This window comes from Levilactobacillus yiduensis, from assembly GCF_024718525.1.
Classification (GTDB): domain Bacteria; phylum Bacillota; class Bacilli; order Lactobacillales; family Lactobacillaceae; genus Levilactobacillus; species Levilactobacillus yiduensis.
Window position 1 is genome coordinate 56,793 of the sequence record NZ_JAMXAZ010000008.1, and the last position, 16,669, is coordinate 73,461.

Annotated in this window: 16 protein-coding genes; 7 read left to right on the plus strand and 9 right to left on the minus strand. The window is 50.7% G+C overall.

Annotated features, from left to right (window positions below; genetic code table 11):
* Positions 1-99: 99 nt before the first annotated feature.
* Positions 100-759: an HD domain-containing protein gene (locus tag NGM66_RS06395; RefSeq protein WP_245155298.1), complete on the minus strand. Its 660-nt coding sequence runs from the start codon at positions 757-759 to the stop codon at positions 100-102.
* Entirely contained in the window at positions 756-1,391 is a 636-nt protein-coding gene (locus tag NGM66_RS06400; RefSeq protein WP_208907740.1) for a TetR/AcrR family transcriptional regulator, read from the minus strand. The genes NGM66_RS06395 and NGM66_RS06400 overlap by 4 nt, the downstream gene beginning before the upstream one ends.
* 176 nt (positions 1,392-1,567) lie before the next feature.
* Here NGM66_RS06400 and NGM66_RS06405 point away from each other — a divergent pair, with 176 nt between their 5' ends.
* Both NGM66_RS06405 and NGM66_RS06410 read left to right on the plus strand, forming a co-directional pair.
* A complete protein-coding gene (locus tag NGM66_RS06405; RefSeq protein ID WP_208907739.1) occupies positions 1,568-2,461 on the plus strand; it encodes an ABC transporter ATP-binding protein in 894 nt (297 codons plus the stop codon).
* A gap of 5 nt (positions 2,462-2,466) precedes the next feature.
* The gene (locus tag NGM66_RS06410) at positions 2,467-4,089 is read left to right on the plus strand and encodes an ABC transporter permease (protein WP_208907738.1); all 1,623 of its coding nucleotides are present in this window, start codon (positions 2,467-2,469) and stop codon (positions 4,087-4,089) included.
* Positions 4,090-4,558: 469 nt separating this feature from the next.
* On the opposite strand, the gene NGM66_RS06415 is transcribed toward NGM66_RS06410, so the two are convergent.
* The gene (locus NGM66_RS06415; RefSeq protein ID WP_208907737.1) at positions 4,559-5,041 is read right to left on the minus strand and encodes a hypothetical protein; all 483 of its coding nucleotides are present in this window, start codon (positions 5,039-5,041) and stop codon (positions 4,559-4,561) included.
* Between the two features lie 235 nt (positions 5,042-5,276).
* Here NGM66_RS06415 and NGM66_RS06420 point away from each other — a divergent pair, with 235 nt between their 5' ends.
* Entirely contained in the window at positions 5,277-6,074 is a 798-nt protein-coding gene (locus NGM66_RS06420) for an alpha/beta fold hydrolase (protein ID WP_208907736.1), read from the plus strand.
* Positions 6,075-6,111: 37 nt separating this feature from the next.
* Here NGM66_RS06420 and NGM66_RS06425 read toward each other — a convergent pair whose 3' ends face one another.
* The 3 genes from NGM66_RS06425 to apf (NGM66_RS06435) form a co-directional block, all read right to left on the minus strand.
* Complete coding sequence (locus NGM66_RS06425; protein ID WP_208907735.1) at positions 6,112-7,299, minus strand: acetate/propionate family kinase; 1,188 nt, start codon at positions 7,297-7,299, stop codon at positions 6,112-6,114.
* Positions 7,300-7,469: 170 nt separating this feature from the next.
* Positions 7,470-7,820, minus strand: a complete 351-nt coding sequence (locus NGM66_RS06430; RefSeq protein WP_208907734.1) for an aggregation-promoting factor C-terminal-like domain-containing protein — start codon at positions 7,818-7,820, stop codon at positions 7,470-7,472.
* Positions 7,821-8,036: 216 nt separating this feature from the next.
* On the minus strand, positions 8,037-8,678 hold the full coding sequence (gene apf / locus NGM66_RS06435) for an aggregation-promoting factor (RefSeq protein WP_208907733.1): 642 nt from the start codon (positions 8,676-8,678) through the stop codon (positions 8,037-8,039).
* A gap of 508 nt (positions 8,679-9,186) precedes the next feature.
* Here apf (NGM66_RS06435) and NGM66_RS06440 point away from each other — a divergent pair.
* Complete coding sequence (locus tag NGM66_RS06440) at positions 9,187-9,363, plus strand: hypothetical protein (protein WP_208907732.1); 177 nt, start codon at positions 9,187-9,189, stop codon at positions 9,361-9,363.
* 480 nt (positions 9,364-9,843) lie between these two features.
* On the opposite strand, the gene apf (NGM66_RS06445) is transcribed toward NGM66_RS06440, so the two are convergent.
* The 3 genes from apf (NGM66_RS06445) to NGM66_RS06455 all read right to left on the minus strand — a co-directional run bounded on the left by apf (NGM66_RS06445) (position 9,844) and on the right by NGM66_RS06455 (position 13,909).
* Positions 9,844-10,467 carry an aggregation-promoting factor gene (gene apf / locus NGM66_RS06445; protein WP_208907731.1) on the minus strand — a complete coding sequence of 208 codons (624 nt, stop codon included), beginning with the start codon at positions 10,465-10,467 and terminating at the stop codon, positions 9,844-9,846.
* A gap of 581 nt (positions 10,468-11,048) precedes the next feature.
* A complete protein-coding gene (gene adhE / locus NGM66_RS06450; protein ID WP_208907730.1) occupies positions 11,049-13,667 on the minus strand; it encodes a bifunctional acetaldehyde-CoA/alcohol dehydrogenase in 2,619 nt (872 codons plus the stop codon).
* Between the two features lie 104 nt (positions 13,668-13,771).
* On the minus strand, positions 13,772-13,909 hold the full coding sequence (locus NGM66_RS06455) for a hypothetical protein (RefSeq protein WP_258115458.1): 138 nt from the start codon (positions 13,907-13,909) through the stop codon (positions 13,772-13,774).
* Positions 13,910-14,087: 178 nt separating this feature from the next.
* On the opposite strand from NGM66_RS06455, the gene NGM66_RS06460 reads away from it, so the two are divergent.
* The 3 genes from NGM66_RS06460 (at position 14,088) to NGM66_RS06470 (ending at position 16,639) form a co-directional block, all read left to right on the plus strand.
* Positions 14,088-15,881, plus strand: coding sequence for a glycerophosphoryl diester phosphodiesterase membrane domain-containing protein (locus NGM66_RS06460; RefSeq protein ID WP_208907729.1), 1,794 nt, complete (start codon positions 14,088-14,090; stop codon positions 15,879-15,881).
* 166 nt (positions 15,882-16,047) lie between these two features.
* On the plus strand, positions 16,048-16,329 hold the full coding sequence (locus NGM66_RS06465) for a type II toxin-antitoxin system RelB/DinJ family antitoxin (RefSeq protein WP_208907728.1): 282 nt from the start codon (positions 16,048-16,050) through the stop codon (positions 16,327-16,329).
* Positions 16,310-16,639: a type II toxin-antitoxin system RelE/ParE family toxin gene (locus NGM66_RS06470; RefSeq protein ID WP_245155297.1), complete on the plus strand. Its 330-nt coding sequence runs from the start codon at positions 16,310-16,312 to the stop codon at positions 16,637-16,639. Before NGM66_RS06465 ends, NGM66_RS06470 begins: the two co-directional genes overlap by 20 nt.
* The last annotated feature ends 30 nt before the right edge of the window (positions 16,640-16,669 follow it).

Genomic DNA, 16,669 nt, shown 5'->3' on the forward strand with positions numbered 1-16,669 from the left:
AAATTTAGCATTACTATCCATGATACGCATTTTCGCCGGGAAATGCACCAGGTAATTTAGACTAAAGCGATTCCAATTGCAGAAAAAAACGCGGTCAGCCTAAGCTTCCGCGTTCCATTCGGCCTTGTACTCGGCCAGGTAATCCAACATCACCTGTTGCCGGTGTTCTGCGATTTGTTTCGCGGCCGTGGTATTCATCAAATCCTTCAAGGTTAAGAGTTTTTCGTAAAAATGATTGATGATTGTTTCGTTATTGAGATTTCGATATTCGGCGTGGGTCATTGCCGTACGCGGCTTTACAGCTGGATCATAGATCTTTTCACCAAAATGGCCACCGAAATAAATGGCCCGGGCAATCCCAATCGCACCAATGGCATCAAGGCGGTCGGCGTCTTGGACGATTTGTCCCTCTAGCGGCAAGGGCCTCGCAGTCCCATCGAGTGTCTTATGATAAGACATGTTGTCCATAATCAAGAATACCGTGTCGATCTGCGCCGTCGTCAATCCTTGCGTCACCAAAAATTGACGAACCTCCGCACTGGCTGCGGCGGTATCTGTCACCAATTTTTCATCAATGACGTCGTGTAAATACGCCGCCGTGAGCGTCTCTAAGTGGTCGACTTCTGGGTATGATCGACTGATGCGATCAGCCAGGCCGACGACGCGCTGAATGTGATCGAAGCCGTGGCCCGTCTCATCATCCCCCATTTTATCTTGGGAAAATTGGCGAACTGCTGCTAAAACTGTGGTCTCTGTCAAGATTTCTCCTCCTTGGTCGGTTGCGGATGGTCCACCGTCGCGGGAACGCCCGCAAACCCGTAGAAAAATAAATGCATTAGTTGGTCAACGAGTCGCTGGTACTTTTCCGGCGCAATATTAGCCGTGGTAAAGTACGACACGTACATTTCCAAGTATAACAGTAATGCCTCATCCGAAACATTGGGATTGATCATCCCCGCTGCTCGTCCGCGCGCGACCACGGCGTCCCAGAACTTTTTTTCACCAGCAACGTAGGCTTCCTTCACCACATTACTGCCGTTCTTACCACTCATCTCATCAATGACAAACTGGTAGAAATCCGGGTGAATCTTGTCGCTGAGCTTGACCTTGTTGGCCATCATGGCCTTGACGATATCGGGAAACGGGACCTGATCATCGTCGATCAGCTTTTGAAAACTGGCATAGCCCTGATTGATCATCTCAATGACAACCTGGTGCCCCAATTCCAGCTTACTATCAAAATATTTGTATAGCGTCACCTGCGACACGCCCGCTGCCTGGGCCACGGTCTTAACGTGCGTGGGCTTAAACCCCTGTGTGTTAAACAGCTCGATTGCTGCCGCCAAAATTCCCTGCCGCTGCTGGGCCTTGCGTTCTTGATTGGTTGCCATTTACCGTCACCTTCCTCACAGATTCCTTACTGGTCTATAGTCTATCATACCGCAAGTTCCTCTTCACCGACATTTTAGTGAACTATTTTATAAAAATAGTTCACTTTTTCGTTGACTTTCGGTGACCAGGGGCTTACGATGTAATCGATTTTAAAACTGTGAGGAGGGGATTCTCTATGACAAATCCTGTACTGCAAATTAATCATCTACAAAAGAAATTTGGGCATTTCCAAGCACTCAAAGACATCACGTTTGACGTACGACCAGGCGAGGTCTTTGGTTTCATCGGCCCCAACGGCGCGGGTAAATCCACAACGATTCGGGTGTTACTGGGACTCATCCGTGCGACCGGCGGGACAGCCAGCATCTTCGGTCAAAACGTCTGGACCGACAGCGTCGCCATTCATCAACGTCTAGCTTACGTTCCCGGCGACGTTTATCTCTGGCCAAATCTGACAGGTGGCGAAATCATTGACCTCCTCCTCAAGATGAACGGCACGGCCCACTCCGCTAAGACCGATGAGCTGATCAAGCAATTTGGGCTGGACCCAACCAAGAAGGCCCGGACCTATTCGAAGGGGAACCGGCAAAAGGTCGCGTTGATTGCGGCATTTTCCCAGAACGCCGATTTCTACATTTTTGACGAACCCACCTCTGGCCTGGACCCGTTAAACGAACGTATTTTCCAAGATGCCGTCATGGCACTAAAACAACAGGGCAAGGCCGTCTTGCTCTCTAGCCACATCCTATCTGAAGTTGAGCGCATGTGTGACCGAATCGGTATCATTCGCGAAGGCCAACTCATCGAGACCGGGAGCCTAGCCGACATGCGCCACCTGACACGAACGATGGTGACCGTGACCTTAGGCGATGATTTTGATGTCACCACTCTCCCCGGTGTTCACGGGGTCGAAGCTGGCCACGCCCCACATGAATGGCAATTCTCCGTTGAGGCCGAACACCTCAGCACCGTGATGGCCACGTTGGCCCAACACCAAATCGCAGCGCTACAAAGCACGCCACCCACACTGGAAGACCTCTTCATGCACTACTACACGGGGAAGGAGTGAGCATCATGACACGTTATGGACGTACAGGACAGTTGGTGCGTTTGGCTCTCCGCCGCGACCGCTTCCGTATTCTCATGTGGATCCTGATTCTGGCAGCCCTCATGGCCAGTGTGGCCTGGAAGTTTGAGGGGATTTACGGCACACCTAGTGAAATCAATGCCATCAAGGGTACCCTCGCGAGTCCGGGCATCGTGGCTATGTTTGGCACCTTTTCCTTTAAGGGACAGGTGACCACGGCTGAAATCTTCGCCAACGAAATGTTGCTCTTCATGGCCCTGATTCAAGTTGTCATGAACTTGGCGTTAAGCGTTCACGCGACCCGGGCCGAGGAGGATCTCGGCATCACCGAACTGGTCCGCGCACACGCTGTGGGGACCACCGCACCACTGCTGGCCGCCACCATTGAGTTGATTCTGGTCAACGGTCTACTGGGTATCCTCTACAGCGTCGGACTAAGCGCCGCCAACATGCCAGGAGCCACCACCGAGGGCAATTGGCTCATCGGCCTGGGGTTAGCCGCGACCGGTCTTTTATTCGGGATGCTGGGGCTACTCACCGCTCAGGTCGCTGACCACGCTTCGAGCGCGACCGGTCTGGCCTATGCCGTCTTTGGCATTAGCTACCTGGGTCGGATGATCACGGACGTCCAGCATCCCCGCTTAACCTGGTGGTCGCCGTTGGGCTGGGTCGAAAAGCTCGCGCCCTACAACGATCCCCGCTGGCTCCCCGTGGGGTTAAGTCTCTTATCGGCTTTCGTCTTCCTGCAACTGGCCTTGCTGGCCAACGACCACCGAGACATCGGCGCGGGTGCTATCACGACGCGACCTGGCCGTGCCCAAGCCTCTAGCTTCTTGCGTGGACCCGCCACGCTGGTTTGGCGGCGGCAACGCAACGTGATCATCGCTTGGATCATCGCGGTCATTATCTTCGGCGTCGCTTATGGCACGGTCTTTAACACGATTGGCGACATTCTCAAAACGAATCCCACGATGCAACAGGTCTTCGGGGCTGCCATGGTTCACGAAGCCAATCATAAGATCTTATTGAGTTTCACGTCACTATTAGCCATCGTCATGGCCGCGGTGGCTATCATCCCGGGCATGCAGTTGATTTTGAAACTCCATACCGATGAGACGCGTGGCTGGCTGGAAGCCCTCTATGCGCGACCAGTCAGTCGGACCCACGTGCTCTTCAGTTACGTGGGAACCGCCTTTGTGACCAGCACACTGGCCTTCATTGGGGGGCTGGCCGGTATCGTCGTTATGGGTGACGCCAGCCTGACCCACGTCAAGGATGGCATCAGCGCAACCGAGTTTTGGCACGGGGTTGCTGCCCAGCTGCCTGAAATCTGGGTATTTCTGGCATTGAGCGTCTTACTGGTTGGCTGCTGGCCACGACTAAAAGCCATCAGCTGGTTATACCTGGCCCTGGGTTTCATCAGCGTTTACATGGGGAGCCTCCTGAAGTTGCCCGATTGGGTTAAAAATGTCACCCCTACCGGCTGGATGCCGCGCGTTCCCCTCCACGCCATGGACTGGACGACTTTCAGTTGGATGGTTGGTCTTGCCGTTGTGCTCGTGCTCATTGGCTGGATTGGGTATCGTCGGCGTGATTTACAGATGAGCTGAACCTGACAAATTTGACTATCCTGACGAGACTAGACGATTGCGCTAGTCTCGTTTTTTGCGCTGAATTGGTCCGTGTAGCGCGAACGGGCGTGACGGCCAAGACAGCATCCCCAGTCAAACTTAACGCCAGCATCATTTGTCCTCCCCTAGCTAGAGAACCGCAACACGCGTAAGTCGCTACTGTTTCTAAAGCTTACCTGATTTTTCGCCAAGTATCAAGTGTTAATTATCCACAATATTATCTATATTTTATTAACGATTTATTTATAAAACAACTGTCTGAGCACCACCTTTTTTAGTTCAATTGGTTAACCCCTAAGTAACCAACTAAATTAGTTAGATATCACTCGCAATTCGGCTAAACATCAGGTATGCTATAGATACGTTGGCTCCCCCAGCCATTTAGACGTAAACAAAACCGCACCCCCTCGGCTCAACCGATGAGGTGCGGTTACGTTTACCCACTAGTTTACTGCAACACCACGTCATAGTGATTGCCCGTGATGGCGGTTCCGCGGTCATGCACGACGCCCATGCCCAGTGGTGTCATGATCTTAGTGCCAAATGGCACGCTGGCTGGGGCCGCGACGACCCGATAGCCATTAGGGTCCAGGCCGTTGGCGCTGATTTGCGTGCCGTCAGCGGTCAGGCTACCAGAATAATACGTCCATTTATTGCCATTGAGGTAGACGACCCCCTGCTGCTCAAACTGTGCAGCGGTAATCGTTGCCCCGGTGGCGTTGTTGCTGGTACTCGTGGTACTGGTTTGACTAGCCGCTTGCCCGCGGAGGCTCACGGCTGAAGCGGTGTAAGTGCTAGCTTGCGATTGTTGGTATTGGGTGTTCGCCGCTCCCTGTAAGGCGTGGGCACTGGCAGTGACGCCGGAAAAACCGATGCCGGCGGCGAAAACCGCAACGGCGCTAAAGGTGGTAAGTAGAACTTTTCTAATCATCAAGTGGTTCCTCCCTTTTGATTGACCCTAGCTTACCGCCAGGATATCTCAACGCCGTTAGGAACAAGTTACTACTCAATTAAAGAATGCCGGTCTTCATGACAATTTGTCACGGTCTTTACCTAACTGACATAGTGGTCAAGAAAGGGTTAAGCCCCTACTTAAGGCCCCGTTAACATGGTGATGCTAGGGTATAATGAAGGTATGTTATCGGTATTTTTAGGAGGGACCAACGATGCACTTACATTATGATTTACGCGGCCACGGCAGCCCCATCGTGTTTATTCACGGCGCTGCTATCGACCATGATGCAATGGAACAATGGTTTGAGCCGCTCATGGCCGACCAGCCCCACACGCGACTTTACCTCGACCTACCCGGCATGGGCGCCACGCCGGCCTTACCACCTGACCAAACAGACAGTAACCACGTCTTAGCAGCCATTCAAGAAACCATTCACGCGGTCTTGGGCAATCAACCCTACACCGTGGTTGGTTACTCCTACGGCGGCTACCTGGCGTTAGGCTTGGCCTTTCAGCAACCCGAACGTGTACAACGCCTCTTTTTGGTCTGCCCGACACTCACTGGCATCAAAGGCGAGCGCCACGTTGCCGACCGCCAAGTCCTCACGACCACGCCAATTCAGGTCACGGAAAATGCGGATTATTTTGCCAACTACCAAAAGGTCACGGTCGTGCAGACCCCCGAGACCTGGCAAGCCTTTCAAACGCAGGTCATCCCCGGCATCCGCCGAACCGACCTCGACGCCTTACATCAGCTACATCGCGACCACGGCCAGCACTACCGCTTGACCTTCGAAACGGATCTCAAGGCTACTCGTTTCACGCAACCCATCACCCTGCTGTCCGGCCGACATGATGTGACCATCGGCTATACCGACCACTTGGCCTTCATGGCTCGCCAACCCAACGGCTCCCTGGGACTCTTCGCAGATGCCGGCCACAACCTGCCCATCGACCAATACCAAATGATGGCCACCTACTTCCAGCATTTTCTCGCGTCGTTTGACTAAAAAACGCCGCCCCATACCGGAGCGACGCTTTCATTGACTATTCAGTTAACCGCGCCACATCGCGCACAATCATCAATTCTTCATTCGTTGGCACAACCAGTACCTGCACCTTGCTGCCGTCAGGGCTAACGATGTGTTCCTCACCACGGAAATCATTCTTAGCGGGGTCGATCGCAATGCCAAAGTAATTCAGCTTGTCCGCAACGGCTTGGCGCATGTCCACGCCGTTCTCACCGGAACCGGCCGTGAAGACAATGGCATCAACGCCACCCAGTTCAGCGATGTAACTGCCGACGTAGCTGACGACCCGGTCGACAAACATTTGCAGCGCCAATTTTGACTTTGGCCGTTCGTCTTGGGTCTTTTCCAAGTCCCGTTGATCAGGCGATAGCTCGGAGATTCCCAGCAGACCGGACTTATGGTTCAAAATATCGATCATTTCCGGCATGGTCTTGTGGAGCTTCTCGGCCAAAAAAGCAACCAGTGACACGTCAATGTCCCCAGAACGCGTCCCCATCATGACCCCGGCCAGCGGCGTGAAGCCCATGGACGTGTCTAGGGCATGGCCGTGGTCAAACGCTGTGATGGATGAGCCAGAACCCAGATGCAACGTGATCAGCTTCAAATCGGACAACGGTTTGCCCAAGATTTCTGCCGTCCGGTGGGCCACGTAACGGTGACTCGTACCGTGGGCGCCGTACTTCCGGGCACCAAATTTATCATAATATTCATAGGGAATGCTGTACATATAATTGACGGCGGGCATTTCCGTGTATAGCGACGTGTCAAAGACCGCGACCTGCTTGGCTTCTGGCAATAATTGCTGGAAGACCTCGATGTAGTAGGCCTGCACCGGGTTATGCAACGGCGCGTAATCCTTGAGTTCCTTGATCTGCTTCAACACGATGGGCGTGATGACCGCGGAGTCCTTGAAGACTTCCCCGCCAGCCACGACCCGGTGGCCGACACCCGTAATCTCGCTCAGATGCTTAACGATCCCGTAGGATTTCAGCCGCGTCAGTACCATGGCCGCCGCCAGCTTATTGGTGATATTGTCCTGCGTATCCGTAATCTTCTTGCCATCGGGTAACTTGACCTTGAAAATGGACCCCGGTAGATTCAACCGGTCGACCATCCCTGAGGCAATCACCGTCTCCTCTGGCATGGAAAACAACTTCCACTTCAATGTCGAGCTACCTGCGTTAATTGCTAATGTCTTTGCCATAGTACTGCTTCCTCCCAATCATTTTCTCGGTTACTTCCCAGTTTAAATGATTTTGTAACCGCTTTCAAGAAAAGATTGGCTTTCTGTGAGAATTTTTAGGGTCGGCTTCCAGTTAGTGACAGCAAAAAAGCCACGACCGCAGCCGTGACCCTATCATTTACGTTAATTTGTTAGAACCAGCCGTAGCCCAACCAATGACGCTTGGCCTTGGTCCAGGAACCGTACCGGTTGTGTGCGTAACGATCCGCGGTCTTTTCTTGGTTGGCTTTACTGTAGTCACCTTTCAACATGGAAATGGTGAGTTGGTACTTGCCGTAGTACCGGCCGTTTCGGGCGCGGTAATTGCCACCAGATTCCTTAACGGCGATCCAGGCTTTAGCCCGTTGTTCCTTCTTGGACAGCTTGCAAGTGTAAGTCACACTGGCTTCGGCCGTCGTAGCAGGCTTGACCACTGACGAGACACTAGGAAGGGCCAATGACACGACCATGACGATTAACATGAAAACGGTTTTTAATTTCAACTGTGGGCCCCTCCTAATGAATTAATTAAGAATATCATAACGTTCTTAAGTTACAGCCAGGTTTTCCGTATGTTACAAACTTGTAACGGGATTCACCATTTCGGGTAACTTGGTGTAACAATATGTCGTTAAACGCCGGTCTAGACACGAAAAAGAACGGCCAGTATTCTTTCACTGGACCGTCCTTTTTTCAGGGATTTATTTGCTTAATCTGGTTTAGTACCAGCCGTTTGCTTGCCAGAATGACTTGGCAGCGGCCCATGACCCGTAACGGGACGTCACGTATGCGTTCGCAACCTTTTCTTGGTTAGCGGCAGAGTAGTCCCCATTCAGGTAAGACTTGCTCAATTGGTACTTACCGTAGTAGTTACCATTGGTAGCGGTGTAAGAGCCACCAGATTCCTTGTTAGCGATCCAAGCCTTGGCTGAAGAGTCAGAGCCCGTCGTGGACGTAGACGCCGTAGAAGCGCTGCTAGTCGTCCCCGTTGAGGCGCTCGTGCTGGCTTGGTTGCTGTAAGTGTGGCTGTAGTTTGTTTTAGCGTTATTTGTTGTGTTGGTCGTCGTTGTGGATTGGCTAGGCGTGGTTGCCGCACTAGTCGTAGTGGTCGTTGAAGCGCTCGTGGCGTTAGGAATCTCCAAGGATTCGCCCACATAAATCAAGTTAACATTTTTTAAGCTGTTGGCTTTTTCGATAGCAGAAACGCTGGAGTTGTATTGGTTAGCGATTTTAGCAACCGTGTCTCCCGACTTCACCGTTACCCGGACGTCGGCGTTAGCGGAAGTAGTTCCGGCGAAGATACCGGCACCTAAGATGGCTGCAGTTCCTAAAGTAGTGATAAAAGCTTTTTTGATATTCATATAAATGAATGTCCTCCTTTTGATTAGTGACTCTGTCTATCAATTACTTAACGAGACCTATCATAACCCGCGGAGGTTACACCGTGATTGTTCCTGAGTTACGCCCACGTTAAGAAATACCGGCTTAAATGACAAAGCGTAATGTGGTTAATCCGGTTGCAACATTAACCGGGTTTTCGGTTCTTACGTTGCGTGGGTGTGACGGGAAAGTCAGTGTCTCTGGGTGGCAGTCGCCAAAGATCTGGCTGTCAATCAGGTCTTTTAGAGTAAATTTCACCGAAAACTACAAAAATAATTGTGCTACCGACCGCTGGCTAGGCGCATGCCACGGAAAGTTGCTGGGACTTTTCCCCAAGATATACTACTTTCGGCAGCTTCTACAACCGGTTCTGCTGGGCAGCCTGTTTCGCTTAACACGCCTAAGGTAATTTCCACGGATTGGGAAGCGCACTAGCTAATCATCCTAACCCACATGACAGTAGCCAGATTCATGGTGACATCTGAGTTTATGGCAGCAAAACTAGTCTTTGAACATAAGGTAGTCCGTGCTGACCGCCTTACCGTTCGCCAAATTCGGACCGTGACGCTGCGGGAAGGACCGGTCGAAGCCAAAGGGCGGTCTTCAACCTCGCTTCGAGCCGAAAAACACGTCTCGAAGACGCCAGTTTCCAAGCAAATCACTTGAAAACTCCCACGGCTGAGTCCAAATTTAGCTCACTCACGGCTACGTAGTAGATTACCCATTAATGTAGATGTATATCGCTTTTTCAGCGATGTTCCTGCCAACTTTATGGTTGCCACTGACGTAACCGGAGGCAGTCAGAGATGTAGGTTGCTGTGGCAACGGTGTTAGCTGAGCGCTTTTCCTCAGCTTACAGCGTGGGACGTGTTTGGAGATTGACGGGGTTCGTCAAGCTTCAAGCCGAGTCGGTGGACCGCTCCTTAGGCCACCGGCGTTCCCCATAGCTACCGGAATCTCTGACGGCCGCAGGTGATGGTGTGGACTAATTTAATGTTCATAATCCTTGTCAGCTGGGCATTATCAGGTGTGTTGTACTTGCAACCTTCAGACACTTAACCGACAAAAAACGCCCGCGGACCTGCATCCGGGGGCGTTACTTGATTTTAAACGTAAATTAGTTAGCTTTTCTAAGCGCTGGTCAGTTTAGTACCAGCCGTTTGCTTGCCAGAAAGCTTGGGCCGCAGACCATGAGCCGTAACGGGAAGCGACGTATGAGTTCGCAACCTTTTCTTGGTTGGCAGCTGAGTAGTCACCGTTCAGGTAAGAAGAACTCAGTTGGTATTTCCCAATGTATTGGCCGTTAGTGGCTGAGTATGAACCGCCAGATTCCTTGTTAGCGATCCAAGCTTTGGCGCTGGCTTCGGAACCAGACACACCAGTTGAAGCAGTCGTGCTGCTTGCTTGAGTGTTGTTGGTCGTCGTTGCTTGGTTAGTCGTTGTTTGACTAGTCGTGGATTGGCTAGCTTGGTTGTTCGTAGACGTGTAGTTTTGGCTAGCAACGCTAGAACTGTTAGTGGTAGCCGTCTTCGTGCTGCTTGGCACGTTCAACGTTTGGCCCACGTAGATCAAGTTGCTGTTGCTCAAACTGTTGGCACTTTCGATGGCACTAACGGATGAACCGTATTGGTTAGCTAATGACCAAACAGAATCCCCCTGCTTGACCGTAACATTAGTGTCGGCGTTGGCCGTGACGTTGGTGGCGAACAGGCCGGCACCGACAACGGCAACCGTACCCAAAGTATTAACTAAAGCTTTTTTGATATTCATGATAAATGAATGTCCTCCTTTGTTTGCTTAACGGGTATTAGAATAACCGATGGTTGTGTCAGTTAGATTGGGGTTACGTTACGCCCGCGTTAAGAAAAATATTACAGTATGACAATCTGTAATATTTGTAACACTGCTGTTATATAAAACGCTTTTTTGGGCCCATTTTTACCCATTTTAGTGAAAACGGGCCGTGTTTTTCCGTGCCTTTTGCACCAAAAAACGCAAAAAAAATGGCCGATTTCATGAAAATTTGATGAAAACTGGCCAATTTTACTCGGATTTTTATGATTGCAGTCGTTAATAATTAAGCGAAATCGACCAACTTTTCCATCAATTTTGCCTAAGGGCCCTAATGACCACCCACTACTAATGTTCATCACCCACCACCATTTACGCTTAACTCCCAGTATAATATAGTAGAAACACGCACTTTTTATCTACCCGATAACCGTCAATCCGTCGTCAGTAGCGGGATCACGCGTCACGCCAACCCTAAAAAAACTAGGCCAGCCTCCCCGGGTAAAGGGAAACTGACCTAGCTTTAACGAGAGTTGTGCCTTGAATACTGGTGAAAACCGTTATTTCTCAACGTTTTTCCCGTCGTATTCGTCAATCATAATTTGTTTCAGTTCAGAAACCAGTGGTTCGCGTGGGTTAGCGGTCGTGCATTGGTCTTCGAAGGCCAGTTCGGCTAATTTGTCGACGGCCTTGTCGAAGTGGGCCTTGTCGACACCGTTGGCCTTCAAGCTCAGTGTTACGCCAACTGAGTGGGCCAGGTCGATGATTTTGTGGACCAAAGCTTCCTTCAATTCTTCCTTCGTCGTGCCTGGCAAGCCCAGGTACCGCGCAATTTGGGCGTAGTCTTCGTCGGCCCGGAAGTATTCGTACTTCGGCCACATGGTCAACTTGGAAGGTTCCTTGAAGTTGTACCGGATCACGTGTGGCAAGGTGATGGCGATGGCCAACCCATGCGGTAAGCCGAATTCCCCACCCAGTTTGTGGGCGATGGAGTGGTCAACCCCGAGGAAGGCGTTGGCAAAGGCCATCCCGGCTAAGGTCGAGGCGTTATGCATTTCTTCACGCGCCGTGATATCGCCGTTGTAGGAGTTAGTCAGGTTGTCCATGACCAGCTTGATGGCCTGCAGTGACCATGGCCGAGTGTAATCGGAAGCCATGTTGGACACGTAGGATTCGATAGCGTGGGTCAAGACGTCCAGTCCAGAGTATGCGACCGTCTTCTTTGGCACCGTTTCGATGAATTGGGAATCCACGATGGCAACGTCTGGCGTCAAGGCGTAATCGGCCAGTGGGTACTTCACGTGGGTCTTGGAATCCGTGATGACGGAGAATGGAGTTACTTCAGAACCAGTCCCTGAGGTCGTTGGAATGGCCACGAATTGGGCCTTGTGTGGCTTGTTAAACTTGTAAGCCCGCTTCCGAATGTCCAGGAATTTTTGCTTAGCCCCAAAGAAGCTGGCTTCTGGGTCTTCATAGAACAACCACATGTTCTTGGCAGCGTCCATCGCAGAACCCCCACCTAAGGCCACGATCGTATCTGGCTTGAACATCCGCATTTGCGTGACCCCACGGTTGACCGTGTCAGTCGTTGGGTCCGGTTCAACGTCGGAGAACAGGGAGTATTCGATGCCGTTTGGTTGGCGTTTCAATTCGTTCAAGACCGTGTCCACGTAGCCCAACTCAACCATTGCTGGGTCGGTGACCAAGAAGACGCGCTTAATGCCCGGCATATCGTCGAGGTAACGAACAGAAGTCTTTTCAAAGTAAACTCGAGGTAATTTAATCCATTGCATATTATTTCGCCGCTTTGCAATCGTTTTGATGTTCAACAGGTCAAATGAGGAAACGTTGTGGGACACGGAGTTCTTGCCCCATGAACCAGTCCCCAAGGTCAGTGATGGCACCATTTCGTTGTAGAGGTTCCCGATTCCACCAATGGCGGATGGCGTGTTGACCAAGACCCGGCTGGCCTTCATCTTGATACCAAATTCAGTGGCCAAATCATCGTCCATGGTGTGGATGGCTGCCGTGTGACCCAGCCCACCGAAGTGTAGCAGTTGGTCACAGAGGTCAAACGCATTGTCCTTACTGGTAGCCTTGTAAACGGAAATCATTGGGCACAGTTTTTCTTGAGACAGTGGGAACTTTGGCCCAACACCGGTAATTTCGGCAGCTAAGACCTTGGTGCCGGCAGGAATCTTGATACCCGCAATGTCAGCGATCTTTTGGGCAGACATCCCAGGAACGGGGCCCTTCACGCCACCTTCAGGCTTAAACATGGCTTCGGCCAAGGCCTTTTCGTCGCTCTTCTTAATGAAGAAGACGCCGCGGTCTTGCATTTCCTTCTTAACTTCTGCGTAGATTTCTTGGTCGATGATGGCACTGTTTTCAGACGCGCAGACCATCCCGTTATCAAACGTCTTGGACAACACAATGTCGTACACGGCCCGCTTGATGTTAGCCGTCTTTTCAATGTAGGCTGGGCCATTACCAGGACCGACCCCTAAGGCTGGTTTCCCAGTGGAGTAAGCGGCCTTGACCATGCCAGGACCACCGGTAGCCAAGACACTGGCAACCATCGGGTGGTTCATTAAAGCAGTAGTGGCTTCAATGCTTGGCGTTTCAATCCAAGAGATCACGCCCTCTGGTGCCCCGGCTGCGATGGCAGCGTCGCGAACGACTTTAGCAGCCATCACGGAAGACTTCTGTGCTTGTGGGTGGAAGGCGAAGATGATCGGGTTCCGCGTCTTCACCGCAATCAGGGACTTGAACAGCGTCGTGGACGTTGGGTTCGTCACGGGGGTGACCCCGGCCAAGATACCCAGTGGTTCAGCCACGGTAATCAGTTGCCGTTCGTGGTCGTCTTTAATGATACCAACCGTTTTGTCCTTCTTGATTGAGTGCCAGATTTCTTCAGTGGCGTACATGTTCTTGATGGCTTTGTCTTCCATCACACCCCGACCCGTTTCGTCAAAGGCTGCCTTGGCCAGTTCCATATGGTGGTCCAACCCGGCGATGGCCATTTGATGAACGATGTGGTCGACCTTAGCTTGGTCGAAATTATCCATAGCGCACAGGGCGTCGTGGGCCTTGGCGGTTAAGCGGTCGATCATTTGATCAACAGTTTCATTGTTTTCTTGTTTTTTAGTAGTCGTTTTCTCTTTCACGTCTTTTAACATGGTTATGCCTCCATCTTTGAAAACATCTTTGTTAACTTCTTCACGAGATATATCATATCATGATTTCAAAATTACGCAAGCCTTTTTTGTTAAAATAATCACAATTAATTCGCTTGGCTTACTATGCCTTGTTTGCCGGTGTTTACAGCTGCTTTGAATGTAAGCGCATACACGATAGCTAAAATAATTTCGTCGTTTTTCTTTCTGTGAATAATATCACTACCTAACCATTTCGTTTTCATAACTATCGATCAACTTTTTCATAAACCTGGCCATTCTTCGTGATGGCGACCGCTATTCCTGGCCCGCTTATTTTCTCAGGTAGCCACCGACCCATTGTGCTAAAGTAGTAGGTAAACACATACCCTAAAGTTCCGGCATCCACTGGGACTTTTCGTGAATCGAGAGGAGTTGAGAACTGTGCAAGCTTGGCGGTTCTGGCGGGAAGCAACCCACCACTTTTTCCAACACTGGGGGAGCTACGTCACGCTGGTCTTCGTGACCAACCTGGCGATCAGTTATTTGGCGGTGCCGGCCTTGACCTGGCTGACGTCCGCACTGATGGACTGGCAACACGTTCCCTACGTGTCTTATACCAATATTGGCGCCATTGCGCTGAACCATCCCCTGGCCATCATTGGCCTACTTTTAATCCTATTAGTGGTTGTTACCCTAATTTACTGGCAATTCGCTTATCTGTTACTGGGAATCATCAATATCCGTAACGGCCGCCCGGAAACGACCCGCGCCCTGCTGGGTGACACGGTCCGCAGCATTGCCGGGGCCTCACCCAGCACCTTTTTCTTCTTTATTGGCTACTTTATCGTCATCATTCCGTTCGGTAGCGAGCTGTTCACCACGCCTTTGCTCAACAAGGCAAAGATTCCCGCCTTCATTATGAGTTATCTCTTGGACAATCCGCTGTGGGCCGCGTTGCTAGCCATCCTCTACGTGGTGGCGGCCTACATTGGCATTCGCCTGATTGCCGTCCTACCGCTGATGATGCTCGACCACTACCACAGCCGCGAGGCCATCCGGTTGAGTTGGCAACGCACCCGCTATAATTTCTGGAACTACTTTAGCAAAATTATTTTGACGTTGGTCTTGATCAGCGTGGTCGTCTTCGTCATTTACGCCGTCCTGTACGTTGGTCAGGTGCTCTTCGACAAGACCGGCGTGGCGCTGGTGGCGGCGACCGCCAATCTCTTCTTGATGGAAGTACTCACGGAATTTTTGGTGTGCTACGCCACGATCATCTTCATGATGATTATCTTGAGCAGCCACGACACCCATCGGCAAACACCACTGTCGCTCTTCAGCTTCCGTGAACCTGCCAAGACCAAACTGCGGACCCGACTCCTGATCATCAGCAGTCTGACCGTCATCAGTGCGGCGCTAGTTGGTTTCAACCTGATTTATCTCAACGGTCTGGCCATGACTAAGCCCCTGACGATTGCCCACCGAGGCGTCGACAACGGCAATGGCGTGCAAAATACCATTCCCGCCATGGTCAAGACTAGCCGGGAAAAGCCCGACTTCGTGGAAATGGACATCCGCATGACCAAGGACCACCAGTTTGTCGTGATGCACGATGGCAACCTCAAGGCGCTGGCTGGATTGAAGCGGTCCGTGTCCAAGATGACACTTAAGCAACTGACTAAAGTGACCGTCACGGAAAACGGCTATCAAGCCAAGATTCCTAGCTTCAATCACTATTTGAACACGGCCATTGCTCACCACCAAAAGCTCCTGATTGAGATCAAGACGGGTAGCGCCGATACGCCCGATCTCGCCGAACGTTTCTACCGGCAATTTGGCAAACGCATCCTCGCCAATCACGAACAGGTTCACACGCTCAGTTATAAGATTATGAATCAATTGAAGACGGCACACCCCGACCTATTTGTCAGCTACATCATGCCGTATAACCTGACGTTCCCTCACACTAAGGCCAATGCCTACACCATGGAATCTACAACGCTCAATGACACCTTCATCGACCAGGCCAATCGCCAGCATAAAAAAGTTTATGCCTGGGACATCGACACCATCACCAACCTGGACCAGATGATGTTCATGGGCGCCAATGGGGTCATCACCAACAACTTGTCGGTGATCCAACAGGAAATCAAGGACAACACGGATCACCCTAGCTACGCCAACCTGTTGTTGACACTTATGAATGACTTATCCTTGGAGACCCAAACGCAATAATTTTACACGCAAAAACGACTGCTGACACAGGTCCTGAACCTGGTTGGCAGTCGTTTTTTGTGGGAAACATTAGCTCCAAGCAATTCCTTTGACAAATCGTCAAAATCTTCGTATCCTCATAATGTAATACGGACGTAAACGAGCAAAGAGAGGAAGCGACTTTTTTATGACCACGCTGATTCGTGATAAAACAGTTTCTGCACGTGTCACAGCTGACATTAGTGACCGTGCTAAAAAGAACTTAGAAAAACAAGGTTTGACACTTTCGGAATATATTCGTTTATCATTAGTTAAAGCCGCCAACAATGAAGTTCAATTAATCAGTTTTCTAGATTCACCTGAAGCATTAGCCGCTAAAAAAGAGGCTGAATCGGGACGCACCGAAGATATTGGTACAATTCACGACCTGGAAAATTGGTTAAATAACATTGACGAAAATAAAGATTAGACAAACGCGGACGTTTAAGCGTGAATTAAAAACACTTGGCAAACAACATTATCCGGTAAGTCTAATTGCAGACTGCATTCAAGCAATTGTCACCAAAGACAATGCTAAAAAAGCCCGAATACACGACCACGCATTGCAAGGGCAATGGCAGGGATTTAGAGAATTTCACCCCGCCCGTTTGCAAAAACATCACGGCCATTACGATGGCTGGATTGTCATTTACCAAATCGACCAAAGTATATTAACGTTGACGCTTGTCACCACAGGGTCACATGACGTGTTGCGAATCAAAAAGAAATCTTCGTTCTAGTCTAAAGACGCTTTCACTGACCTCATACTA